Origin of the sequence: Bifidobacterium sp. ESL0790 (assembly GCF_029395435.1) — a bacterium.
GTDB lineage: Bacteria > Actinomycetota > Actinomycetes > Actinomycetales > Bifidobacteriaceae > Bifidobacterium.
The window spans coordinates 268,649-293,155 of sequence record NZ_CP113915.1 but is presented as its reverse complement, the minus strand read 5'-3'; the positions used below and the strand labels follow the sequence as shown (position 1 = coordinate 293,155).

At 61.8% G+C, this 24,507-nt stretch carries 18 protein-coding genes; 8 read left to right on the top strand and 10 right to left on the bottom strand.

Annotated elements, in window-relative coordinates:
• Positions 1–105: 105 nt before the first annotated feature.
• From topA to OZY47_RS00940, 4 genes are all read right to left on the bottom strand, one after another.
• A complete protein-coding gene (topA, locus tag OZY47_RS00955) occupies positions 106–3,036 on the bottom strand; it encodes a type I DNA topoisomerase (protein WP_277178092.1) in 2,931 nt (976 codons plus the stop codon).
• Positions 3,037–3,216: 180 nt separating this feature from the next.
• Complete coding sequence (locus OZY47_RS00950) at positions 3,217–4,707, bottom strand: phosphatase PAP2 family protein (RefSeq protein ID WP_277178091.1); 1,491 nt, start codon at positions 4,705–4,707, stop codon at positions 3,217–3,219.
• 475 nt (positions 4,708–5,182) lie between these two features.
• Entirely contained in the window at positions 5,183–5,458 is a 276-nt protein-coding gene (locus OZY47_RS00945) for a helix-turn-helix transcriptional regulator (protein ID WP_277178090.1), read from the bottom strand.
• Between the two features lie 3 nt (positions 5,459–5,461).
• On the bottom strand, positions 5,462–5,812 hold the full coding sequence (locus OZY47_RS00940) for a type II toxin-antitoxin system RelE/ParE family toxin (protein WP_277178089.1): 351 nt from the start codon (positions 5,810–5,812) through the stop codon (positions 5,462–5,464).
• A gap of 273 nt (positions 5,813–6,085) precedes the next feature.
• On the opposite strand from OZY47_RS00940, the gene OZY47_RS00935 reads away from it, so the two are divergent.
• The 3 genes from OZY47_RS00935 (at position 6,086) to OZY47_RS00925 (ending at position 11,046) form a co-directional block, all read left to right on the top strand.
• Positions 6,086–8,317 carry an RNA degradosome polyphosphate kinase gene (locus OZY47_RS00935; RefSeq protein ID WP_277178088.1) on the top strand — a complete coding sequence of 744 codons (2,232 nt, stop codon included), beginning with the start codon at positions 6,086–6,088 and terminating at the stop codon, positions 8,315–8,317.
• A 169-nt stretch (positions 8,318–8,486) separates the two neighbouring features.
• Positions 8,487–10,118, top strand: coding sequence for an NUDIX hydrolase (locus tag OZY47_RS00930; RefSeq protein ID WP_277178087.1), 1,632 nt, complete (start codon positions 8,487–8,489; stop codon positions 10,116–10,118).
• Entirely contained in the window at positions 10,108–11,046 is a 939-nt protein-coding gene (locus OZY47_RS00925) for a hypothetical protein (protein WP_277178086.1), read from the top strand. Before OZY47_RS00930 ends, OZY47_RS00925 begins: the two co-directional genes overlap by 11 nt.
• A 215-nt stretch (positions 11,047–11,261) precedes the next feature.
• On the opposite strand, the gene OZY47_RS00920 is transcribed toward OZY47_RS00925, so the two are convergent.
• On the bottom strand, positions 11,262–11,501 hold the full coding sequence (locus OZY47_RS00920) for a hypothetical protein (RefSeq protein ID WP_277178085.1): 240 nt from the start codon (positions 11,499–11,501) through the stop codon (positions 11,262–11,264).
• Positions 11,502–11,571: 70 nt separating this feature from the next.
• Here OZY47_RS00920 and upp point away from each other — a divergent pair, with 70 nt between their 5' ends.
• Complete coding sequence (gene upp, locus OZY47_RS00915; RefSeq protein ID WP_277178084.1) at positions 11,572–12,210, top strand: uracil phosphoribosyltransferase; 639 nt, start codon at positions 11,572–11,574, stop codon at positions 12,208–12,210.
• Positions 12,211–12,381: 171 nt separating this feature from the next.
• Here upp and OZY47_RS00910 read toward each other — a convergent pair whose 3' ends face one another.
• Together OZY47_RS00910 and OZY47_RS00905 are read right to left on the bottom strand one after the other, a co-directional pair.
• Positions 12,382–14,508, bottom strand: coding sequence for an AarF/UbiB family protein (locus OZY47_RS00910; RefSeq protein ID WP_277178083.1), 2,127 nt, complete (start codon positions 14,506–14,508; stop codon positions 12,382–12,384).
• A 309-nt stretch (positions 14,509–14,817) separates the two neighbouring features.
• Complete coding sequence (locus OZY47_RS00905) at positions 14,818–15,111, bottom strand: hypothetical protein (RefSeq protein WP_277178082.1); 294 nt, start codon at positions 15,109–15,111, stop codon at positions 14,818–14,820.
• A gap of 213 nt (positions 15,112–15,324) precedes the next feature.
• Between OZY47_RS00905 and OZY47_RS00900 the strand changes: the two genes are divergently transcribed.
• Positions 15,325–15,864 (top strand): hypothetical protein, encoded by a 540-nt coding sequence (locus OZY47_RS00900; RefSeq protein ID WP_277178081.1) that lies wholly within the window; start codon positions 15,325–15,327, stop codon positions 15,862–15,864.
• Positions 15,865–15,873: 9 nt separating this feature from the next.
• Here OZY47_RS00900 and OZY47_RS00895 read toward each other — a convergent pair whose 3' ends face one another.
• The 3 genes from OZY47_RS00895 to dnaB all read right to left on the bottom strand — a co-directional run bounded on the left by OZY47_RS00895 (position 15,874) and on the right by dnaB (position 19,855).
• Positions 15,874–16,647: a glutamine amidotransferase gene (locus OZY47_RS00895; RefSeq protein WP_277179019.1), complete on the bottom strand. Its 774-nt coding sequence runs from the start codon at positions 16,645–16,647 to the stop codon at positions 15,874–15,876.
• 122 nt (positions 16,648–16,769) lie between these two features.
• Positions 16,770–18,503 carry a MurT ligase domain-containing protein gene (locus OZY47_RS00890; protein WP_277178080.1) on the bottom strand — a complete coding sequence of 578 codons (1,734 nt, stop codon included), beginning with the start codon at positions 18,501–18,503 and terminating at the stop codon, positions 16,770–16,772.
• 11 nt (positions 18,504–18,514) lie between these two features.
• Complete coding sequence (dnaB, locus tag OZY47_RS00885) at positions 18,515–19,855, bottom strand: replicative DNA helicase (RefSeq protein ID WP_277179017.1); 1,341 nt, start codon at positions 19,853–19,855, stop codon at positions 18,515–18,517.
• Between the two features lie 713 nt (positions 19,856–20,568).
• Here dnaB and OZY47_RS00880 point away from each other — a divergent pair.
• From OZY47_RS00880 to OZY47_RS00870, 3 genes are all read left to right on the top strand, one after another.
• Entirely contained in the window at positions 20,569–22,125 is a 1,557-nt protein-coding gene (locus OZY47_RS00880; protein WP_277178079.1) for an MATE family efflux transporter, read from the top strand.
• Between the two features lie 359 nt (positions 22,126–22,484).
• Positions 22,485–22,958 (top strand): MarR family winged helix-turn-helix transcriptional regulator, encoded by a 474-nt coding sequence (locus OZY47_RS00875; RefSeq protein WP_277178078.1) that lies wholly within the window; start codon positions 22,485–22,487, stop codon positions 22,956–22,958.
• A gap of 99 nt (positions 22,959–23,057) precedes the next feature.
• Complete coding sequence (locus tag OZY47_RS00870) at positions 23,058–24,500, top strand: MFS transporter (RefSeq protein WP_277178077.1); 1,443 nt, start codon at positions 23,058–23,060, stop codon at positions 24,498–24,500.
• Positions 24,501–24,507: the final 7 nt, after the last annotated feature.

Sequence of the window (24,507 nt, the reverse complement as noted above, 5' to 3'; positions counted from 1 at the left end):
AGACCGATTATCGAGACAATAGCGACACATACGGCAGGCCTATGAAACACAAAAGGCGACCGCTTCGCTTGCGGTCGCCTTGGTGAACGGGTTACTTAGTGTTTGCTATTTGCGCGTCGAGGCCTTGCGAACGGCCGATTTGGTCGACTTCTTCGCGCTGGACTTGCGCTTGGTGGCCGTCTTGCGGGTCGTGGACTTCTTCGCACTCGTCTTGCGACGGCCACGACGCTTGGAGGGGCCGGCTGCACGCTTTTCGGCAAGCAACTGGAAGGCGGTGGCCGGTTCGATGGATTCCGGGGTGTACTGCTTCGGGAGCGTGCGGTTGGTCTCGCCGTCGGTGATGTAGGCGCCGTAGAAACCATCCTTGATGGTCACATTCTTGCCGTTCTCCGGGTCAGGCCCCAACTCGCGCAGCGGCGGCTTGGCAGCTCCCCTGCCACGACCCCGGCCATACTTCGGCTGGGCGAAGAGCTCCTTGGCCTTCGCGACATCGACGGTGAACAGCTCGTCCTCGCTGCCCAGCGAACGCGTCTCGGACTTGCCGTCCGCGCTCTTCTTGGTCAGGTAAGGGCCATAGCGCCCGTTGCTGGCGGTGACCACCGATTCCCCGGTCTCGCCGGTCTTAGCGTCGGTCTCCTCGTATCTTCCGACCTCGCGTGGCAGGCTCAGGAGCTTCAACGCTTCGTCGAGCGTGACCGTGTCGGGGCTCATCGTCTTGAAAAGCGACTCCATCTTCGGCTTGGGCGCCGTGGACTTGGCGGACTTGCGTGCACGGGTCTTGGTGGATTTGCCGTCTTTCGCGGTCTCGGCGTCTTTCTCCGCTTTGGCGGCCTCTTGCGCTTCGGGCGAGATCAACGCGACATAAGGCCCGAACCTGCCGGTGCGCACCTCCACGGTGCCGCCGGTCTTCGGATCCTTGCCGAGCACACGCGGCCCGCCGGCGTTGGTCTTAATGAGCTCGTGGCCCGCCTCGACGGTCAGCTCGTCGGGGGCCATGGTCTCGGGAATCGAGGCGCGCTTGGGGTTGCCTTCGGCGTCCAGGTTCTTGGTGTCCTCAAGATAGGGGCCATACCGGCCGACGCGCACATGCAGGCCGTCGCCGATCTCGATGGTGTTGATTGCGCGGGCGTCGATGTCGCCGAGCTGCGCGACCTGCTGCTGCAGGCCCTCATGCGCCTCGTCCTGCGATTTCGCCGCGTCGTCGCCAGAGCCGAAGTAGAAGCGGGTGAGCCACTCCTTGCTGGTTTCCTGGCCGTGCGCGATCTTGTCGAGCCCGTTCTCCATGTCGGCGGTGAACTGGTAGTCGACATACTTCGGGAAGTTCGTCTCGAGCAGCTTGGTGACCGCGAAGGCGAGCCACGACGGAATCAGCGCGCGCCCACGCTCGTAGACGTAGCCGCGGTCGATAATCGTGGAGATGATGCTGGCGTAGGTCGAAGGCCTGCCGATTTCCTTGGCCTCAAGCGTCTTGACCAACGATGCTTCGGTATATCGGGCCGGGGGCTGGGTCTCGTGACCGTCGGCGGCGACCGAAGTGGCCGAAAGCACGTCACCGGTTTTCATCGGCGGCAGCGCCACATCGTTCTGGCGCTTGTCGGACTGGGTTTTCGCGCCCTTCGCCCCACGAGCCGCCGAAGCAGACGAGGAAGACGACGACTTGCGTGGCCAACCCGAGGCCTTCAAGAACCCGGGGAACTCGATGACGGTGCCAGAAGCCTGGAACATGGCCTCTCCATCGCTCGGCGTCGGGGCGGAAAGCCGCACGGTGGCGGTGAATCCCGTGGCGTCGGCCATCTGTGAGGCCAGCGTGCGCTGCCAGATCAGGGTGTAAAGCTTCAGTTGATCCGGCGGCACCTTGGTGGCCAGTTCGGAAGGATCATGGAAACGCGAGCCGGCTGGGCGGATGCACTCGTGAGCTTCCTGCGCGCCGGCGGTCTTGGTGGCGTACTGCTTGGGTTTGTCGGAGAGGTATTCCTTGCCGAAATTCTTCGTGACGGACTCGCGCGCAGCGGCGATGGCCTCGTGCGAAAGCGTGACCGAATCGGTACGCATATAAGTGATGAAGCCGTTCTCGTAGAGGCCCTGCGCGGCCCTCATCGTCTGGCGCGAGCTCATCGAAAGCCGGTTGCCGGCAGCCTGCTGCATGGTCGAGGTGGTGAACGGAGGCACCGGGCGGCGATGGTATGGCTTGGATTCCATCGAGACCACGGTGAACGACGCGGATTTAAGCGCCTCGGCGAGCGCAGAGGCATGCGTCTCATCGAGCTGGCGCACCTTGTCTTTGGTGGCGGAGGCCGTGAGCTCGCCGGTCGAGGTGAAGTCCTTGGAACCAGCCAGGCGCGAACCGCCGAGCGAAACCATGCGCGACTCGAACTCGACGTCGGCGCCCTGCGCGTCAGGCGCGGAAAGATTGGCGATGACGTCCCAATACGGCGAGCGCACGAAGGCCATGCGCTCACGTTCGCGCTCGACGATCAGACGAGTGGCCACGGACTGCACACGTCCCGCGGAAAGACCCGGCCCCACCTTGCGCCACAGCACCGGCGAAAGCTCGTAACCATACAAGCGGTCCAGCACACGCCGCGTCTCCTGCGCGTCGACCATGTTGGCGTCCACATCGCGCGTCTTGCCCAGTGACGCCTTGATCGCCTCGGGGGTGATCTCATGGAAGACCATGCGCTTGACGGGCACCTTCGGCTTGAGCGTCTGCACCAGATGCCACGCGATCGCCTCGCCCTCGCGATCCTCATCAGTCGCCAGATAGAGCTCGTCGGCGTCTTTCAGGGCCTTCTTGAGCTCGGCGACGGTTTTCTTCTTCTCGGGGCCGACGACGTAATAGGGCTCGAAGCCATCGTCGACGTCCACGCCGAAGCGGCCGAACTTCTCCTTCTTGGAGGCCGGCACCTGGCTGGGCTGCGCCAGGTCGCGGATATGGCCGACGGAGGCCTTGACCGTGTAGCCTTTGCCAAGGTATCCACCGATTTTCTTCGCCTTGGTCGGAGACTCCACGATGACAAGTTTGCTACCAGTCGCCATAACCGCTCCTTCACGTTCCATAAGGGTTATATCTAGTCATATTACTCATGACTCTTGGCGCAACGTTAGCACAGCGCGTGGCGGAGGCAATAGATAAGGTATGGCGCGCGGGCGGCGCAAGCCATTCGGCAAGCCCGGCATCGCAACGACGCCAGGCCATCCATCTCGTCGATTCACGCGTCACTTCTGCGGCGGTGCGGGAGGCGCGCCGACCAAGCCGAGCCTGGTCAGTGGTGAGGCGGTGAGCTGACGCAGAGCGAGCACGAGACCGAAAAGCAGGCACGACAGGCCGAGCACCACGGCGGTGAACGACGCATAGGCGGCGCCATACGTCCATTTCGCGCCCATATCGAGGCCCGGGTAGAGCTGCCAGAAGAGGTAGCCGGCGTAGCAGGTGGAGCAGATGCCGAACGTCACCATGATGCTGGCGACGATCTGGATGCTGGCGGACGAGACTCGGTTGCCCGGGTCGTCCATGCCGGATTTCCTGGTGAACGCCAACGCCAGCAGCGTCAGTCCCGCGGCGAGCAGCAACGACATCACCACGTCCGAAGGGCGATGCCAGCGCACGACGACCAGCGACAGCGCCACCGCCACCGCATACGTGGCCTCGATGACGGCGACCAACGCGCGCCACACGCGAGGCACCGCGATCAGCAGCGCCAACCCCGCGCCGACCGCCAGCAGGGTGTGGCCGGAGGGGGCCGTGTTGGCGTGGGTCGATTCCGTGTTGATGAGGAACGGACGCGGGAGGAGGCGCTTCAGCCACGTCACGGCATAGCAGACCACGCCGAGGACAAGGATCTGGCCGAAAAGCCACCAACGCTTGCGCACGGCGGCGACGACCAAGGCCACCACAGCCATGGCCAGGCTCAAGACGAGGATGACGACGTTCGTCTGCAGGATGTGCGACAGCGTCAGGAACCAGCCGGGCACAGCGCCTTTGAGCCCGACCCAGGAGATCTCATCGTAATTCTGACCACTCACCGTGTGCACGCCAAACCAATAGACGCCGGCGGCACCGGCGAAGCACAGGAGCGCGAGCACTATGGCAAGCACGGAGCTGGAGACGCGCGGGCGGATGGTCAGCGGATCGATTTTCGCCAGGCCTTTGGCGACTCCGTCATCGTCGGCGGATGAGCCGTTGCCCTCACCTTTCGTCTCGGAGAACAGGTCCTCGATCTGTGAGCCGGAGTCACCGAATCCGTTGGACGCCGCGGCGGAGAAAACGGAGGAAGTCGACGACGGGGACGAGGCCACGGCGCCATTGAAGATGTCACGCGCCTGGTCGGGAGAGCTCACCGGAATATGGGGAATAACGGGAGACGACGAGGAACTCTTGGCACCAGCGGCATCAGCGGAGATCGGCGTCCATTGGGCGCTCTCACCGGCTCCGCCGACCGGCTGTCCAAGAGTCGGCGCAACCGTGGGCTCGGCGACGTTCGGCTGCCCGGCCGCGGCGTTGGCACCATCCGCAACGCCCTGGCTCTTGGGGGCGGGAGGCATTGGCGGGTTGCCATTCGAGGCCCCGCCATCCACGGTAGCTTGCGGCACGGGCGCAGCGGTCTCTGGCGCGTTGGGAGCCGGGGCTTCGCCGCCTTGCCGGGAACCGGTGGCGTCGAAGTTGGAGGCCATCTGGCCGTTGCCTTGCTGTTCGGATTCGTCGCTCATAGCTACGACTTTAGGAGACAGACCCAGACAGCCGCGCCCCAGCCGCCACCTCAGGGCAAAACGTCCACAAACGCGCCACCGACACCGAACACCAAGCACCTGGAAATAAAAAGGAGACCCACCGAAGCGGGTCTCCTGCAAGTCCAACCTACTGGCAGATTCTCGGCACAACACCATCGTCGCAACGGTAAGCTTTAACAATCGCCCGTCCAACGTCAAGATCATAAGGATCTTTATTTTCTTGTGGGCTCTGCCTGTTCAGTTTTCCTTGTACTTGTCATTATCGCCGCCGAACCGGCCGGAAGCAAGCCAGAAAGGGCATTTGTGCGGTAATGGTCGCAAACGTTGCTTCCAAGCCCGCAACGCACACAAAATGTCACCTTTTGCGGCCTTTATCAAGAAGTCTGTGCGATTTTGTTATTTCGTTTGTCCTACAGCGAAACAAGTGCCTCAAACCCGGCGCCAGCCTCCTCACTCACACGAACTCGATCTTGAGCCTGCGCCCCAGCCCCTTGGCGATCTGCGCGAGGGTCCTGACCGTGGGCACGGAACGCCCGCTCTCCAGCCGCGAGATGTTGGAGGCCCTCATGCCCGAGCGCTCCGCCAGCTCCTCCTGGGTCATCTGAGCCTCGATACGCGCCTTCATAATGGCCAACGCGGCCTCATGCTCCGGCCTCGTCGCTTCGAACTCCTTGGCGAATTTAGGATCACGGCTCTTTCGGCTTGCTATATACCTATCCAGATCGTCCATCGCTCACCTGTTCCTTTCCAGCCAATCCTGGCGATAGCGTTTCGCTCTGCGCAACTCGGCGCGCGGCAACTTGTTGCTTTTCTTGACAAAGCCATGGGTGACCACGATTCGTCTTCCTGCCACGAAGAAATACAGCACGCGAACACTATTGCTCGACTGCCTTATCCGCAGCTCGAAAACACCATCCGAAACCCTTTTGGAGTATGGCTCGCGAAGCCGATTACCGTAATGTCTGAGCATGTCCAAGTCATCCAGCACCTTTCTGGAGAGCTTGGCGTCGAGCGAATCAATCAACTCTCGAACGGGCTGGGTGCCGTCGGGCAGGGTGTAGAACTCGATCTCGAAGCCGCTCATGGCGTCACCTGTTTAGTTATCAATATTGATAATATCATTTTTGATATTTTCCGCAATTCCAACGTGTCATTCCCTTCTAGATCGCCTTGACGTTCACTACTCAGAAAACAGGAATTCACCCAAAGAAACAAGCACAAACGGGTAATGTGGTCGAACGGTTGGGATTATCCACATTTGAGGCGTGTCGCGGTGCACAGAAAAAAGTTATCCACATTTTACGGGCCCAGCGTTTCGCGGTCTCGATAACTCCCGACCCCTGCTTAAAGTAAAAGAATGGCACAGATTTTTGACGCACCTTCCAAGGCGCTGTTGCGCAGCCAGATCGCTGAGCACATCGCGGAAACCGAGAAGACCGACAAGCGGCACCCGCTGCCGGAAGAGCGGCCATTGCCCGAAAACCGGTATTTCGACCGCGAGCTAAGCTGGCTCAAATTCAACAAGCGCGTGCTCGAACTGGCCGAAGACCCCGAGACCCCGCTTCTGGAGCGGGCCAACTTCGCGGGCATTTTCGCCTCGAACCTCGACGAATACTTCATGGTGCGCGTCGCCGGCCTCAAACGACGCATCGACACCGGCATCGCGGTGACCTCCGCCTCGGGCCTGAGCCCGCGCCAGCAGCTGCGTTCGATCAGCGAGACCACGCACGAACTGCAAGCCGAGCACGCCGGCGAGGTCATCGACCATATCCTCCCCGAACTCGCGAAGGAGCACATCATCCTGTTGAGCTGGGACAAGCTCACCAGCGCCGAGCAGGAACGCCTTTCGCGCTACTACCGCCAGCAGGTCTTCCCGGTTCTGACGCCGCTCGCCTTCGACCCGGCGCACCCGTTCCCCTATATTTCCGGCGGATCTTTGAATCTCGCCGTCTTGGTCGAGAACCCGAACAGCGGCAAGACGCATTTCGCGCGCGTCAAAGTGCCAGACAACCTCAACCGCCTTGTGCCCGTCGACGATTTGACGGACGAGGAAAGCCGCGAGGAGCGCTATGGCTTCATCACCATGGAGAACCTCATCATCGCGCACCTCGAGTCGCTGTTCCCCGGCATGATCATCAAGGAGGCGCGCTCGTTCCGCGTCACCCGTAACGAGGACATTGACGTGGAGGAGGACGACGCCGAGAACCTCCTGAACGCGATGGAAAAGGAGCTGCTGCGCCGTCGCTTCGGGCCGCCGATCCGCCTGGAGATCAGCGATTCCACCAGCCCGTTCCTCTCGCAGCTGCTCGCCCGTCGCCTGCGCGTCAACGAGGAGGAGATCTTCCGTCTGCCCGCGCCGCTCGACATGACGCTGCTGTTCGAGCTGCAGGACATCGACCGCCCGGACCTCAAGAACAAGCCGTTCATCCCGACCACGAACCGGCAGATCGCCACCGTCGAGTCGAGCCGCGCGCAGGACATCTTCGCCGCCATCCGCGAGCGCGACATCCTGCTGCACCACCCCTACGATTCGTTCTCCACCTCGGTGCAGGCCTTCCTGGCGCAGGCCGCCGCCGACCCGAAGGTGCTGGCCATCAAGCAGACGCTCTACCGCACCTCAAGCAACTCGCCAATCATCGACGCGCTGGTCGACGCCGCGCACGCCGGCAAGCAGGTGCTGGCGCTGGTGGAGATCAAGGCGCGTTTCGACGAGGACGCCAACATCGCCTGGGCCCGCAAGCTCGAGCGCGCAGGCGTGCACGTCGTCTATGGCATTGTGGGCTTGAAGACCCACTGCAAGCTCTCGCTGGTCGTGCGCCAGGAGGCCGACGGGCTGCGCCGCTACTGCCATGTGGGCACCGGTAACTACAACCCGAAGACCGCCCGCCAATACACCGACCTGGGCCTGTTGACCTGCAACCCGGTGGTCGGCCAGGACCTGACACGCCTGTTCAACCAGCTTTCCGGCTACGCCCCACGTTCCAGCTTCCACCGTCTGCTCGTCGCGCCCCGCACCGCGCGCACCGGCCTCATCAAACGCATCCGCCGCGAGGAGGACGCCGCCAGGGCCGGCCACGAGGCATGGGTGAAGATCAAGGTCAACTCCATCGTCGACGAACAGACCATCGATGCCCTCTACCACGCCAGCCAGGCCGGAGTGAAGATCGACCTCGTGGTGCGCGGTATCTGCTCGCTGAAACCCGGCGTTCCGGGCCTGAGCGAGAACATCCGCGTCCGTTCGATTCTCGGCAGGTTCCTCGAGCACAGCCGTATCTACGCCTTCGCCAATTCCGAAGGGCCGCAGATCGGCGAAGGCCCGGTGGCCGGCCCGGAGGTCTGGATCGGCTCGGCCGACCTGATGCACCGCAACCTCGACCGCCGTGTGGAGGCGCTGGTGCGCATCACCGACCCGGGCGAGATCTCCTCGCTGATCGATTATGTGGACCTGCAGATGGCCGACGCCACCTCGTCCTGGCATATGCAGCCCGACGGCACCTATATCCGCCATTCCCACGACGAGAACGGCAAGCCGCTGGTGGACTGCCAGGAGTACCTCATCAAGACGCATCAACGCGGCAAGCAGAGGTGACGCAGGCCGCGAAATGGCGCTTTGATTGAATTTCCAAACGTCGCGGATATTCCAAGATATCCGGAATTTCCGCGACGCCCAAGGAATCTGACGCGAACAACGAGTGGCATCCGGTGATGCCAGCACCGAACGTTGCCCAAAGTGCAGGCAACAGGCGGAAGGGCAGCGTATGAGCGAGAAACCATCGCATATCGTCGAGGCCGCGGGCGGCATCCCCTATCGTTGGGTGCGGCCGACAGGCGAGGCGAACGAGGTTGCAAAGAGCCGCGTTGACACCGCGACGTATAGGGTTCCTTCACTCGTCAGCACAGGCAATGGCAAGAATTCTTTTTCGACGCAACCCGACGGGGGCAAATCGGACAAAACGAACACGTCCGACAAGCCAGCCAAGCAACATCGGAAGAAAAAGCATCGTCACGGCACCGCCCGCGCGCAGGCCACATTCCCCGGTCTCGAGGTCTGCATGGTCCATCGGCCGAAATACGACGACTGGAGTTGGCCGAAAGGCAAGCTCGAGGAGAACGAGTCCAACCGCCACGCCGCCGTGCGCGAGATGGAGGAGGAGACCGGCGTGCCTGTCGCGCTTGGGCCGAAGCTCGGCGAGGTGGATTACCCGCTCGACGCGGAGGGCACGAACGCCAAACGCACCAAGGCCAGCCCCGTCTCGACCAAGCACGTGACCTATTGGATGGCGCGGCCCATCACCGATGAGGACTCACGCCGCCGCGAACCGGCCATCGGCCCGATCAACCCCGCGAAGGACAGCGAGGTGGACGAGGTGCGGTGGATGTCGATTCCCAAGGCGCGCAAGCGGCTTTCCCACGCCCATGACCGCGAAATACTCGACCTGTTCGTCGAACGCATCCGGCAAGGCGCGCTCGAAAGCAGGACGGTCATCATCGTCCGCCACAGCAAAGCGGAATCGCGCAAACACTGGAACGGCACCGATGCCAACCGGCCGATCACCCCTCGGGGCGCTTCGGCGAGCTTCGCGCTCAACCAGGAGCTGGCCTGCTACAACCCCTCGCAACTTTTCTCCTCACCATGGCTGCGGTGCATGGAGACCATCGAGCCATATGCCTGGCACACCAACCTGCCGGTGATACCCGTCCCCGAGCTGACCGAGGACTCGTTCGCCAGCGACCCCGACAAGGCCTGGCAACGAATCGAGGAGGACATCAATTTCCTGCTCGATGACAATGAAGGCATTGGCGGCGGCAATGTTGGCAATGGCGACAGCGATGAGACCACGGCGACGCGGGACGACTCACACCAGACCAAAGCCGAGGCCCACCAAGCTGCGATGGATGAGAAGATGTACGCCACGGTCCCCCGCACCTCCGCGATGCGTGACCTCGTGGATGGCGGCAAGCATATCGGCGAGGCTGATGGTCCAAGCGGTGGCGAGAAAGGCGAAACCCCTGTCAGCGCAAAAGACGATGGCAAGCACACCGATAAAACCAACGACAAAAAGCGCTCCGACACAGACGATAAGCGCGTAGAGAACACCGTTGCGACGAGCGCCATGCAGACCGCCAGCGCCCAGAACCCCGGCAACGCCGACATATCAGCGAAAGCTGTCGAATATAGCCGGGCGACCGCGATCTGCATGCACAGGCCGGTCATCGGCGGAATCTTCGAACATCTGCGTACAATATGTTCGTCCAAGACGCTGGCCAAGCAGCTCATCGCGAAATCGCCGTACATGCCCACCGGCAATGCTGTGGCGCTGTTTGTGATCCGCACCCCCGACGGCCCGCGCATCATCGATATCCAAAGAATGGCGCCACTTGTCTACTAATTCAGTGCATTACAGTTCCGGTTCCGTCAACTCGAGCCATCCCGGCTTCGCCCCCACACGCCTCGGCTCCTCGCGCCCATCGCGCCCCGCCCAGCTCGACCCGGCGCTCACCGAGAAAATGGCGGGAGGCATGGATCCCGAGGAAATCAGCGAGATGAGCCACGCCTCGGCCTCGGCGCTGCTCGACCGCGTGCACCACACCCAGGACCCGCAGGTCGTCGAACGTGTGCTCACGCTGGTGGACCGCGAGGGCGTCGACATCATCGCCGAGCTTTGGAGCCATTCCGAACCCGATTCGCTGCCGGGCATCCTCTGGCGGCTCTACCTGCTGCGCACCTGGATGTGCAAGAACCAGGGCTCGATCGCCAGGCTGTGGCGCGTGGCCGAGCCCGAGGAGACCGCCGCGTCGGCCATCGCGGGCGTCGACACCCCACCGAGCGAGGCCGACATCGTGCACACCGCCGATTCCATCCTTTCCGGCGCGTTCACCGGCGATTTCGCGGTGGCGCTGGAACGCGCCGCGGCCTTCGTCGACGTGGTGGCCAAGGGGCTCGGCTTCGAGGCGAAGGTGCTCACCATGCGCGCCCGCAAGCAGGAGGCGGCGCGCAACGCCCAACGCGAGGCGCATTTGAGGCAGTTGCGCGAGGATATCGAGCGTGCCGAGCGCGAGGGCCTGGGCGGCGATGAGCATACCGAGAACACTGGCAAAAGTACTGGCGAAAACGCTCCGAACCGCTATGATTCCACGCTCAGCCATGCCGATGCCCGGTTCCGTGCGGGCAAGGGCCCGGCAAGTTCCGCGGGACCGGCATCGCAGGACCCACGCACAGTGGCGGCCCGACTGATGCACACCGCCAGCAACCTGATGACCACCTCGCGCGATTTTCGCCACGGGGCCAGTCTGTGGCGCCAGGGCAAGCTGGAGTAGGTCGAGGATACATTCGAATAGGCTGAAATACACCTAAATGGCAAGACGCATAACAAGCTGTTACCAAGATTTGCCCGGCCGGAAAACACTTTACGCGCTGGGCGTGTAGCGACTCAAAACTGTTATGCTTGGAATCGCGCTGAGCCGTGCTTAAGCCCCGGGCTTCATTTTTTGCCGCTGCGAGCGGCGTGCGCGCCGACAGGCGCTTTCGCGGTTCAGCGTTTCACTTTGCTTACGGCGATGTCACCGCAGGCGACCATTCCAGGGTTGTAGGCTATTTCACCAAAACAATCATTGTCTATAAGACAGTCAATCAGCCAGACAGCAGCGAAAAATATCTTCCAATCCGTTTCAATTTCGACCAACGTCGGCGACCATAATGGCGGCAAAGCAAGATTCCAGCGGTTCCCAAGCGTTTCCATACCTTCGGTCGCATCAAAAATCATACGAATCACGCAGTTTCACCAAACGAAATCTTTTCACACCAGATTTCGCAATAACCATGGCTCGGCATATTCTAGAAGTATGCAACTTCATGTTTTGGATCACCCGCTGGTTGAGCACAAGCTCACCGTCCTGCGCGACAAGAACACACCTTCCAACATCTTCCGAGAGCTCGTCAGCGAACTGGTGACGCTCGAGGCCTACGAGGCGACCCGTAACCTCGACGTGGTCGACCGCGAGATCGAGACCCCGATCTGCAAGATGACCGGCAAGCACCTGGCCAAGCCCCGCCCGATGGTGGTGCCGATTCTGCGCGCCGGCCTCGGCATGCTCGACGGCATGACCAAGCTGCTGCCCACCGCCGAAGTCGGCTTCCTGGGCATGAAGCGCGACGAGGACACCCTCGACATCATCACCTACGCGAACCGCCTGCCCGAGGACCTCACCGGCCGCCAGTGCTTCCTGCTCGACCCGATGCTCGCCACCGGCGGCACCACCGTCGCGGCGACCCACTACCTCGCCGAACGCGGCGCGAAGGACATCACCTCCATCAACATCATCGCGGCCCCCGAAGGCCTCAAGCGCGTTGAGGAGACGCTCGACCCGAGCATCGATTTCAAGGTCGTGGTGTGCGGCCTCGACGAGAAGCTCAACGAGCACGGCTACATCGTCCCGGGCCTCGGCGACGCCGGCGACCGCCTCTACGGCCTGATCGACTGAGCGGATTCCAGCAGCCGCGAAACCGGTAACGTTTCGAAGTTTTAAAAAGCTCCTTTCACGTTCAGCATTCCGAAATATTCGGATGCATCGAAGTGTGAAAGGAGCTTTTGCTATCCTCATATGGCTTCAGAGATGTCATCCGCGCTGAAACCAAGAAACATAGCTCAACCATCACCGACCCCGGGCGGCCTTGGCGGCCTTTTTGGCTTTGCGGCCTTTGAAGTAGATGTCGAAGACGATCCAGGCGGAGAGGATGAAAGCGACGACGTAGCCCATGAAACCGACGACCGGAATGCCGAAGATGATGGGCTTCATGCCGGCGTAGTAGATGATCGACGAGCCGACGAAGAGGCCGACGACGATGAGCGCCATGGTCAGGCGGTTGATCATGTCGGAGACCTGTTTGAGCGGCTCCTCGCTGCCCACCAGCTCCATGTTCATGCGCAACTGCCCTCGGGTGAGCATGCGCGCGGCCACCTGGCTCTCCGCGAGCGCCGAAAGCGCCCCGTGCATGGCCTTCTGCCCCTCGACGACGAGGGTTTCGGCCTCGTCCTTCACCGCCTTGTCGATGGGCGTGCTGGAGGTGATGTGGTCGGTGATGATCTGGATCATGTTGACGTCGGGGATGAACTCGTCGAGCAGGCCCTCAAGGGTGACGAGCGCGCGGCCCATCGTGGTGACCGTGCTGGGCACCTCGATGCCGTGGCGCTGAGCGAGGCTGGTCAGCGAGGTGATGAAATCGGCAATGTCGAGCTCGGCCAGGTCGACCTTGCCGTATTCCTCAACAATCACGTCGAGGTCGGCGAGCAGCTGCGGGTAGTCCTCGGGGTCGCGCTGCATGCCGGCGAAACGCAGCAGCCCGTCGGCGAGCGCGGGCGAATCCTGCTTGCCCACGGCGAAGACCATCTGCCTGATCAGCGCGCGGGATTTGCGGTTGAGCCTGCCGGTCATACCAAGGTCGATCAGCACGATCTGGCCACCTGAGATGATGACGTTGCCCGGGTGCGGGTCAGCATGGAAGAAGCCGTTGTCGAGGATCTGGGCGGCGTAATTATCGACCAGTTTGGTGCCGATCTCCTTGAGGTCGTAGCCGGCGGCCACGAGCTCGCCGGTGTGCGAAAGCGAGATGCCGTCGACGTAGTCCATCACCACGACGTGCTGGGTGCAGAGGTCCTCGTAAGGCTTGGGGCAGTCCATGTAGCGGTAATGGTTGCAGAAACGCTTGAATTCCGCGAGATGGCGGGCCTCGACGAGAAAGTCGGTCTCGTCCTCGAAGGTGTCCCACAGCTCCTCGACCACACCGCCCAGGTCGACCACCTGCAGGCTCTCGCTCATCACCTTGGTGGCGACCTTGGCGATCGAGCGCATAATCGAGACGTCCTGGGCCATCGTCTGGCGCACGCCGGGGCGCTGGACCTTCACGGCCACGTCCTCGCCGGTGATGAGTGTGGCACGATGCACCTGCGCCAACGAGGCCGAGCCGAGGGGCTTCGGGTCGATGTTGGCGAAGACCTCGTCGACCGGCCTGCCGTACTCGCTGGTGAGCGTGTCGATGACGGTCTGGTAGGGCATCGGATCCGCGTCGGCACGTAGTTTGGCGAGCTCGTCGCAATATTGCTGCGGCAGGATCTCGGAGCGCATCGAGAGCATCTGGCCGACCTTGACGAAGGTGGGGCCGAGCGCCTCAAGCATCAGCCGCATCTTCACCGGGGTGAGGCCTTTTCTGATGTCGAACTGGCCCATGATGCGCGCGATCTGGCCGAGCCGCTTGACCTTGCCGCGACGGGTGAGGTGATAGCGCTGCGAGAAGGACTCGCGATGGCCGCCGAACAGGCTGAGCTCGTCGTCGTTGACGGCGGTGGCGGTTGCGGTGGCCGCTGCGGCCGCGTTAATCGCGGAAGTGTCGCTAAAAGCGTCATCGGATGCGTTGCTAAATGTATTGGCAGAGGTGCTACTGGAATCGTTGGCAGATGTATCGGAAGACGCATTGGCAAACGTGGCTGAGGACGCATTGGTGGATGTGTCCGTAGACGGGCTGGCAGACGTGCCGTCCGTAGAATCGTTGGCGGTGTTTTCACTATTCTCACCACGCTCGGCCGCGGCATCGCCAGCCGAGACGTTCACGCCATTACCTTCCGCGTTGTCGCTCTGGCCTGCGGTATTTCCGTCGCTCGAAGTGGCGGACATCGAGGGCTTGCCGACACGAGAATCGGTCTGCCGCGCCGCGCCGTCAGACTCCTGTCCCTCACGCGCGTCGGAAGTCGAAGCGTCCTTGGTCAGCCTCTCATTGTCGACCATCGCAACCACCCATCATCCACATCATCCAAAATCCGCCATATTCACGCCACTGACGACCACCAAGCGGCTTACTTATGTCGGAAACATACAAAGGCGACATATATGGGCCACTTACGTCCACTCAGTGGCTTGTTTATGGCGTAAACCATGCCGGACCAGCCAGAGGCGGCCGCTTGTCACGTCAGCAGCAGCCAGCCGTGGCCCAGCCATAGCTTAAGCCGCAAACGACCTCGGCCCGGCGTCTGCCACTTATGGCACAGCGCGGCCGTCGCCTCTCGGCGTAGCCCAATCTAGACCTATAAGCCTGAATCAGTCGGCGTTCTTGTCGTCGCCCTTATCGGCGGCGGCATCAGTGCCAGCGTCGGCATCGGACGGCTTCGCGTCATCGTCGTCATCCGAACCGGCCTGGCTCCAGCCATCCTTGGCGCCTTGGGCCCTGCGCTTGAGCTCGCTGTTGAGCGACTTGCCCTGCTCGACCGTCAGCTCACCCTTCTTCACCAGGTCGTCAACGATCTCCTGGCCCTTTTCGACGGTGGTCGCCAAAGCGCCCACGCCAGCCAGGAACACCTTGCGCAGCCCGTCACCCAGTTTGTAGTCCGCCATGATTCCTCCTGAATAGTCGGTTTTGTTATGTTCTACTAAATGTAGTCCATACCCCTGTGAATCCCCTGCACGCGAACGCCATACAGACAGCTTCGCGCGAGGTTTATGAAATAATATAAAAAATCAGCCCTGCGTATAGCCTTGATAGAGCAGACAGGAAAGAAAAACTATCAACCACTGAAATCGTTATCATCCAGATTGAGAGAGCCTGATATGGGCAAACTGACCAGCATCTTCGACGGCGCGGTGACGCTTGAGATTCCCGACGATTTCGTGTCCGGACCAGAGAAACGATCATTCATCCTGCAGAGGAAGGACCTGCGGGAGCTGCGCAACACCCGCCTGATACGACGCCTACTGTTCCGATCGACGTACCGCGAACCTCCCCGCACCTGCTTCTACAGCCCCGACGACGAGGACACGCGCATCGTCTGCTCCGACACCCCGAACAACGTCCGCTGGCCCTCCGACGCGCGCAAAACCGTGGAAACCATGGAGAGCTCCACATACAAAGCCCACAAGAACCCGCATGACGTCAAAACCGCCATCTGTCACGACAGTAACGGCAACCCACTCGTCGCCACGAAATATGACGTTGAGGTCAAGGACGGCATATGGTACGTGCTGATGATCGCCCTGCCGGTTCGCGGGTATATGGCCGGCATCACCATGAAATGCACGACGCGTGACGTCGGAACGCGATGGAACCAGTATCTGGCCGCGGCGGACTCCATAAGGATTCTGGAGCCCTGATTCCCTCTTCTACCTCGGGCGTGAGGCGGCGACGCGGCGGGCGTTGGCGGCGGTCTCGTCGATGCGGGCGAGCTCGGCCTGCTGCGCCTCCTCCTGCCACGGGCGGAACTCGCCGTAGCGGTGCGTGGCTGCGGCTGCGATAAGGAAGTCGGAGATCTTGGGGTTCTTGGGCAGCAGCGAGCCGTGCATGTAGGTGCCGATGACGTTGTGGACGCGGGCGCCCTCGGTGTGGTCCTCGCCGTTGTTGCCCTGCCCGTCATGGTCGACGCGGCCGAGCGGTTCGACGCCGTCGCGCAGGAAGGTCTGACCGGAGTGGTTCTCGTAGCCGATCACGTCGCCGAACTGCTCCGAATGCTCCACGAGGTTGCCGATCATGCGCTTCTCGCGGCCCTCGGTATAGACGCCGAAAATGCCGATGCCGTCGAGCCTGGTGCCGTCGATGGTCTCGAAATACTCGCCAAACAGCTGGTACATGCCGCAGATCATGAGCATCGGCACGTCGTCTTGCGCGAGGCGGCGGAGGGTGTCGGCGCGCTTGAAGAAGTCGTCGGCGATGCGCTTCTGACCGTTGTCCTGGCCGCCGCCGCCGAGGATCATGTCGACGTGGTCGGGCCAGGGGTCTCCGCTGTTGTAGGTGTGGATGCGCGGCTCGTAGCCGTAGAGCGCGAGGCGGCGCTGGATGGTGAGCACGTTGCCCCAGTCGCCGTAGATGTTCATGTCTTTGGGATAGAGCGAGACCACATCAATCGGCCGCGACTGGCCGAGGGGGCCCGTTCCGGCCATCGGATCCGTCGTATATCCGCCTGTTTCCCTATCCGTTTGCGTCATCTCATCCACCTGCCGTGTTTGCTGTGTCATCATCGTTTTCGCCCACTTATTGCTATCTGTTCGTCGTCGTTGCTTGTCTAACGGCCAACGCCCGCGTCGGCGACCTGCGTGAGCTTGCCGAGTTCCGAGCGAACCTGCAGCATGGAGGTATAGGTGCAATAGATGTGTTTGGGCACGCCCTGGTCGCTCTGCACGAAGGCGCGGACGGCGGCCGGGATGTCCGTGTCGACGTGCCCCACCTCGACGCCGTCATATTCGAGGCGCAGCGCCATATCCCAGGCGCGCACCCCGGAGACCACCGCCACGCCGGTCTGGCGCAGTGAGGTGAAATCGACGTCCCAGAGCCAGCTCATGTCGCGCCCATCGGCGTATTCGTCGTTGATCACAATCATGGTCTCGTGGCTACCGGGCGCGAAACTGGCCAGCGAAAGGCGGAAGCCCATCGGGTTCTTGACCAGCAGCAGCTCAACCGGAGAGCCGTTGACGGTGATGATCTCTCCGCGTCCGAACGCCGGGGTGACGCGCGAGACAGCCTGCACCAGGCGCTCGTCTCGGGCCCGGGGAGCCGTGTTGTCGACCTTCTGCACCTTTTCCATCACGGCGCGGACCACGGCGAGCGCGGCGGCGGCGTTGAAAAGGTTGTAGACGCCCTCGAGCTTGACGGTGGTCTCGAATTCGGCGTCGTCCATGATGAACTCGGCCTCGTGGTCGCCCACGGCGTTGAGCACCACATCGGCGCGCTGGCGCGGTTCCTCGGCGTCGGGAGCGGCCGCGGAGGTGGGTGATGACACGGTTTCGAGCATAACCGGGATGGCTGAGGTGGCGGGTTGGGAAGCGTTGGTTTCGGCATCCGCGCCGGTATTGATATTGGTAGTGGTACCGGCATCAGCGGAGACAGGCAGCTGGGCATCCGGAACCATGACGGACGCGTCGATGGCCGTGTTGGCAGCCAAGACATCCGCGTTCTCGGCCTCAGAAGTATTGGCAACACCCGAGGAGGTATCGCTACCATCTCCCGAAGTCTTGTTCAACGCTCCTCCGGTGATTTTGGAAAGCGGGATATAGGAGTTCTGACTACCTTCAACCGATTCGCTGTTTTTATCGTTTGTGTTTGCGTTATGGCCGTCAGCGGCAGCGCCACCATCCTCATCGGTGCCCGTCTCGGAATCATGCATGTCATCGTCCGAGGGGAAGAGCGCGCGCAAATCGTCGGAAAGCCCGAAATAGCGCACCTGTGTGCCCTGCGGCACCTGCGCGGCGAGCGCCGAGATGCGCCTGTCCTCGCGGTTCAACACGACGGTGTCGGTCGTGGCCTCGGCCACATGGCCCAGCAGCCGGGCGGTGTTGTCGATCTCGCCGAAACGGTCGAGCTGGTCGCGCATCACGTTGAGCAGCAGCGAATATCGCGGCTTGACCTGCCGCACGAAATGAACCGCATAGGCCTCGTCAAGCTCGAGCACGGCGATATCGGCATCTAAACGCCCGCCAGCAGAGACCTCCGTCAGCAGAGCTGACACGACGCCTCGCGTGAAGTTCGAGCCGGTGGGGTTGGTGAAGACCTTCAAGCCGAGGTCGCGCAGGATCGAGGCGACCATGCGCGTGGTGGTCGTCTTGCCGTTCGTGCCCGAGACCAGAACCACGCCATAGGGTAGCTGGCCCAACGTGCGGGCGAGGAACCCCGGATCGATGCCCTCGACGACTTTGCCCGGGAAGGCGCTGCCCCCGTGGTGCAGCAGACGCGAAAGCCCGCGCACGGCCTTGCCGATGGTCGGTGTGGCGAAGGCATTCCACGGCTTTTTCGTAGTTGACATGCTCGCCATGCTCATACCCCTTGGTTGTAATCCTGCGGCATATCCTTGAACTTCGAGGTGGCGCCAAGGAACGCGAGATGGAAGGTGTCGGTCGGGCCGTTGCGGTGCTTGGCCAGGATGACGTCGGCCTCGCCGGGCCTGTCCTCCTTGTCATAGACGTCGGGGCGGTTCACCAGGAAGACCACATCGGCGTCCTGCTCGATCGAGCCGGACTCACGCAGATCGGAGAGCTGGGGCTTGTGGTCGCCGCGCATCTCGGAGCCACGGTTGAGCTGCGAAAGCGCCACCACGGGCACCTCGAGCTCCTTGGCGAGCAGCTTGAGCGCGCGGGAGAATCCGGAGACCTCCTGTTGACGGCTCTCCTCGCGCTTGCCCGAGCTCATCAGCTGCAGATAATCGATGATCACGAGTTTCAAATCGTTGGTCTGCTTGAGACGGCGGCATTTCGCGCGGATCTCCATCAGGCTCATGTTGGGGCTGTCGTCGATGAAGAGCGGCGCGTCCTGCAGCTTGCTCCAGAAGTTGTTGAGGGTGTTCCAGCGCTCCGGGGTGATGTCGTCGGCGTGGCGCATCACGGCGAGCGGGATGTTCGTCTCAGCGGAGATGATGCGCTGGGCGAGCTCCACCTTGCTCATCTCCAGCGAGAAGATCACCGAGGTCATGCCGTGGTGCAAGGCCGCGGAACGCGCGAAATCGACGCCGAGCGTGGACTTGCCCATGGCCGGTCGGCCAGCGACGACGATCATCTGTCCGGGCTGCAGGCCCTGGGTCACGTCGTCGATGTCGCGGAATCCGGTGGGCACGCCACGCTCAAGGGTGCCTTTCTGCATCGCGTCGAGCTGCTCGAGCGCGTCGTGGACCACGGAGCCGATGGACGAATAGTCCTGGCGCACCTTGCCGACGCTCATCTCATAGACCTCGGATTGCGCGAGGTTCACCACGTCCTCGGCCTGCGATCCTTCGGCGGAATAGCCGAGCTGGGCGATCTTGGTGCCGGCGGCGATGACGTTGCGCAGGATCGCGCGCTGGTGCACGATCTCGGCATAATACGAAGCGTTGGCGGCGGTGGGCACGGAGGCGACGAGGCTGTGCAGGTAGTCGGCGCCGCCCACCTTCTCGAGATCGCCGGATTTCATGAGCTCGTTGGCCACCAGCACGGCGTCCACAGGCTGGGAGGCGGCGAACAGCGTGACAATCGACTCGTAGATGGTCTGGTGCTTGGGCTGGTAGAAATCGGTGACGTCAATCAGCTGCGAGACCTCGCCGATGGCGTCCTTGCTCATCAGCATGCCGCCCAGCACGGCCATCTCCGCCTCGTCGTCATGCGGCGGGACGCGGTCGAACAGCGTCATGTCGTTCGCGCTGGAACGCGACGAATCGAACCCGCCACCCGAGTGGGAATCGGACCAAGAATTTCCTTCTGCCATGCCGCCAAGTATAAGGAGAAAAGCGGAACTACACACCTCTCAGAGCAAAAACTCCACAAGGCCGAACCATTCACGGCATTTCACGGCATTTCATTTTCATGGGGGTGTTTTGTGGATGTCCAGTCTCGACAATTCGGTTGCGTTTTCGGCTCACAGCACGACACGCTCGGAATCTGCAGTGTGGATGAAAAATATGAGTTATCCACATTTTGGGGATAACACAGTGGATAACCGAAAAAGTTATCCACACCATGAGGATAACTATGTGGATAGCATGGGGATAAGCAATCTCCACAACCGCTTCAACTTGCATTACGGTTAATTATATGTTAGACAAAATTCGTCACTCTGTAATACATATCTGGATTATCAAAATACAATCAAAAAGATGTATATTTCAGTGATTTCCCCAGCAAACGTTTTGCCTGAAAACCCGATTTTGGCGGAACGACCGACGAAATCACCGACCGAAAACGACACAGGTGAAACTGGTTCGACATGGCTTGTAGCATTGTGGACAACACAAGACTTCCATATACTGGTATGTCGCTTCTCAATATGCAGAACCACACACGGCGCGCAACAGCGACGCACCCCAGTATGCACGACTTTGATCGAAAGACGATACTCCCACAACAATGACTCCAGACAAATCCCAACCAACACACAAGGGCAAAACCCAGCCCGGCGAGACCCCGGCCAACATCGCGGAACAAGTTATCGACCAGACCGCCACACAGACCGTCGCCGGCCACACTGCGAGCAATCACGCTATTGACGGCGCAAAGCCCGAGGCCCCAGCAACCGACCGCGCCGCAATCAGCCACTCCTCCGACGGCACCTCAACAGATTCCGCCATCGACGACCGCGCCGAACGCCGCCGCATCAACCGGCAGATCCTCGCGCTTGCGATTCCCACGTTCGGTCAGCTCATCGCCGATCCGCTCTTCGTGCTCATCGACACAGCCATCGTCGGCCACATCGGCGACACCGCGTTGGCTGGGCTCTCCATCGGCTCGACCGTGCTGCTCACCGTGGCCGGGCTCTGCAACTTCCTCGCCTACGGCACCACCTCGCGCGTGGGGCAGCTCATGGGCGCGGGGCGCAAACGCGAGGAGCTCGAGACCGGCGTCGACGGGCTGTGGCTGGCGCTCATCATCGGCCTGATCATCTCGGCGGCGTTCTTCGCCGGGGCCACGCCGCTGTGCGAACTGATGGGCGCGCGGGGCGAGGTGCTCACCAACGCCGTAATCTACCTGCGGGCGGTCATTTTCGGCCTGCCTGGCATGCTGCTGGTCTACGCGGCCAATGGCATCTTCCGCGGACTCAAGAAAGTGCGCATCACGCTCGTCGCCGCAGTCCTCGGCGCGGTGCTCAACACGGCGCTCGACTTCCTCTTCGTCTTCGGACTCGGCATGGGCATCATGGGCTCCGGGCTCGCCACGCTCATCGCGCAATGGTTCATGGGCATCTACCTGGTCATCCCCTCGCTCAAGTGGTCGCACGACGCCGGTGTCTCGCTCGCGCCGCGCATCTCGGGCATCACCGCCACCGCCGCCGACGGGCTGCCGCTCTTCATCCGCACGCTCGCCCTGCGCATCTGCCTGGTAGCCACCGTCGTACTCGCCACCCACATGGGTACCGAGGTGCTCGCCGGCTACCAGGCCGTTAACTCGAGTTGGAACTTCGTGCTCAACATGCTCGACGCCATCGGCATCTCCGGCCAGGCGCTCGTTGCCACGGAAATCGGCGCGAAGCGCTACGGCCGCGCCCGCGAGATGACGCGGATCTCGGCGCGAGCCGGGCTCTACGGCGGCATCGGCATCGGTCTGGCGCTCATCGTCTTCGGCTTCGTGGCCGCGCCGATGTTCAGCCCCAACACGGCCATCCAGCACCTCATCGTCATCGGCACCATCGTCGTCGCCATCTTCCTGCCGCTCGCGGGCTGGATGTGGGCGCTCGACGGCATCCTCATCGGCGCCGGCGACTACAAATACCTCGCCGTCACCTGCTCGATCATCACACTCGTCTACCTGCCGCTGGTTCTCGTGTTGAACTTCATCGACGGCGCCTACAACCCCAGCGCCACCGCGCGCATGGTGCTGCTCTGGGCCGTCTTCAATGTCGTCTTCATCGGCGGCCGGTCAATCTTCAATGGGCTGCGCGCCCGTGGTGATAAGTGGCTGATCAGGTGAGATAAGGAAAATCGCGCACACCCAAACAGGCCCATTTAAAACAGGAACCGCCATTTTCCAACGTTCCGTTTTCAAATGGCCCTGTTTGGGTGTGCCTGATTCCCAATAAACTCTCACCACTAACTGATTCCATCATTCCCCATCAATGCGATGCCGAACTGACGAACACTCACACTTTAACCTAAATATAAATCACGAATCGGCCATTTTCCAACGTTTTCCTATTTAGATTCATGCCAAAGTGCGAGCGCTCTTTCCCTAATGTCCCGACCTACGCTATTATTTGTTAGTTAGCTAACGAATTATTTTCATCGGGCCGGCCACTTTGCCGGCTCGATTGTCGAGAAGGCAAGTGAAACATGACCGATACGCCAGACGGGCGGCCGGAAAATTACGGCCGGCTGCTGCAGCAGTCCTCAAGCAGGATGTCGCAACAGCTCGGGCGCTTCGCCGCGCGCTATGGACTCACGGAAGTGCAGATGTCCGTCATCAACTTCATGAGCTCGCAGCCGGGCGGCAAGGTGGCGCAGCATGCCATCGAGGAAGAGTTCCACATCCAGCGCTCCACGGTGACCGTCACCCTGCAGCGCATGGAGGCCCGCGGGCTGCTCACGCGCGAGCAGTCGCCGAACGACGCGCGCCGCAAAACCGTGAAGCTCACGCCCCGCGCCCAACAGAGCGTCAAGGCCATCCACGGCTATATCGACAACGAGCAGCGCGAGTTCGAGCGTCGCTTCTCCCCCAAGCAGATTGACGAGTTCAGGCAGATGCTGGCGTTCTTCGCCCGCGAACACGATGAGGACAATCCCATCGACATGCATCCGCCACGATGATTCGCGCGCGTCTGCGCTTGCGCTTGCAGCCATCAGCATCCGATACTCAAAATCCAAAAATCTTGAAACAACCAACATCACAAGGAACACAACAAATCCATGTCAACCACCAATAGCGACGCCACCGTGCGTCAGCAACCAAACAACACCAGACAGAATCCCAAATCGGACAATTCCGGCAAAATCCCCGGGAAAGTCTTCGGCGCGATCATCGCCTCCGGCCTGCTCTCACTGAGCGGCGTGACCGTCGAGACCGCCATGAACGTCACCTTCCCGACGCTCATGGACCAGTTCAAGATCAGCACCGACACCGTCCAGTGGGTAACCACCGCCAACCTGCTCACCATCGCCATCGTCGTGCCGCTGAGCGCCATGCTCAAGACGCGCTTCCGCACCAAGTCGCTCTTCATGGTCGCGAATCTCTCGTTCCTGGCAGGTCTCGTCCTCGAGATCGCAACGACCAACTTCCCGCTGCTCGTCGCCGGCCGCGTAATCCAGGGCGTCGGCGCCGGCATCGCGCTGCCGTTGATGTTCAACATCATTCTCGAAACCGTGCCGCCACAGAAAATCGGCCTGATGATGGGCTTCGGCACCCTGCTCACGGCCGTCGCGCCGGCCATCGGACCCACCTTCGGCGGCATCGTCGTCTCCAACACCAGCTGGAAGGTCATCTTCGTGTGTCTGGTGCCGATCGTGCTCATCTCCCTGGTGCTCGGCATCGCCTGCATCGACCAGCGCAGCGAAATTCGCCACATCAAGTTCGACATCCCCAGCATCGTCCTCATCGCGCTGACCTTCTGCGGCCTCATCTTCGGCTTCAGCTCCATGACCACCAAGCCGCTGCTGAGCCTGCAGGTCGCTGGCGCCATCGTCGTGGGCATCGTCGCGCTCGCGCTCTTCTGCATGCGCCAGCTCAAGATCGACGCGCCGATCATCGACATCCGCACCCTCAAAAATCTGCGGTTCTCCGGCTTCGCGCTCGCGTTCTTCCTGCTCCAGGCCATCTCACTGGGCCTCGCGTTCGTGCTGCCGAACTACCTGCAGCTCACCGACCACTCCTCCGCGCTCATCGCAGGCCTCACCCTGCTGCCTGGCGCGGCCCTGGGCGCCGTGCTCGCGCTGCTCGGCGGGCGCATCTATGACGTCGTCGGCCCGAAGCCACCGCTCATCTTCGGCGGGGCCTGCGCCATCATCTCGATGACCTGCTTCTTCATGTTCGGCCATCACCTCAGCAGTGGCATGGCGGCAGGCTTCTACCTGCTCTACATGCTCGGCATCGGCTTGAGCTCCGGCAACATCATGACCACCGGGCTCTCGCACCTCGGGCGTCACGAGCAGAGCATGGGCAACGCCATCTTCAACACCGCCCAGCAGTTCGCGGGCGCCGTCGGTACCTCCATCGCCGCCGCCATCGTCGCGGCAGGGCAGGCCGGCGCGGCGGATGTCGCCACGGGCACGGCGGCCGGAGCAACCATGACCTTCGGCGTGCTGCTGGTGGCCCTGATCGTCGAGTTCGTTGACATCTTGAGGTCGCTCTTCTAAAACCACG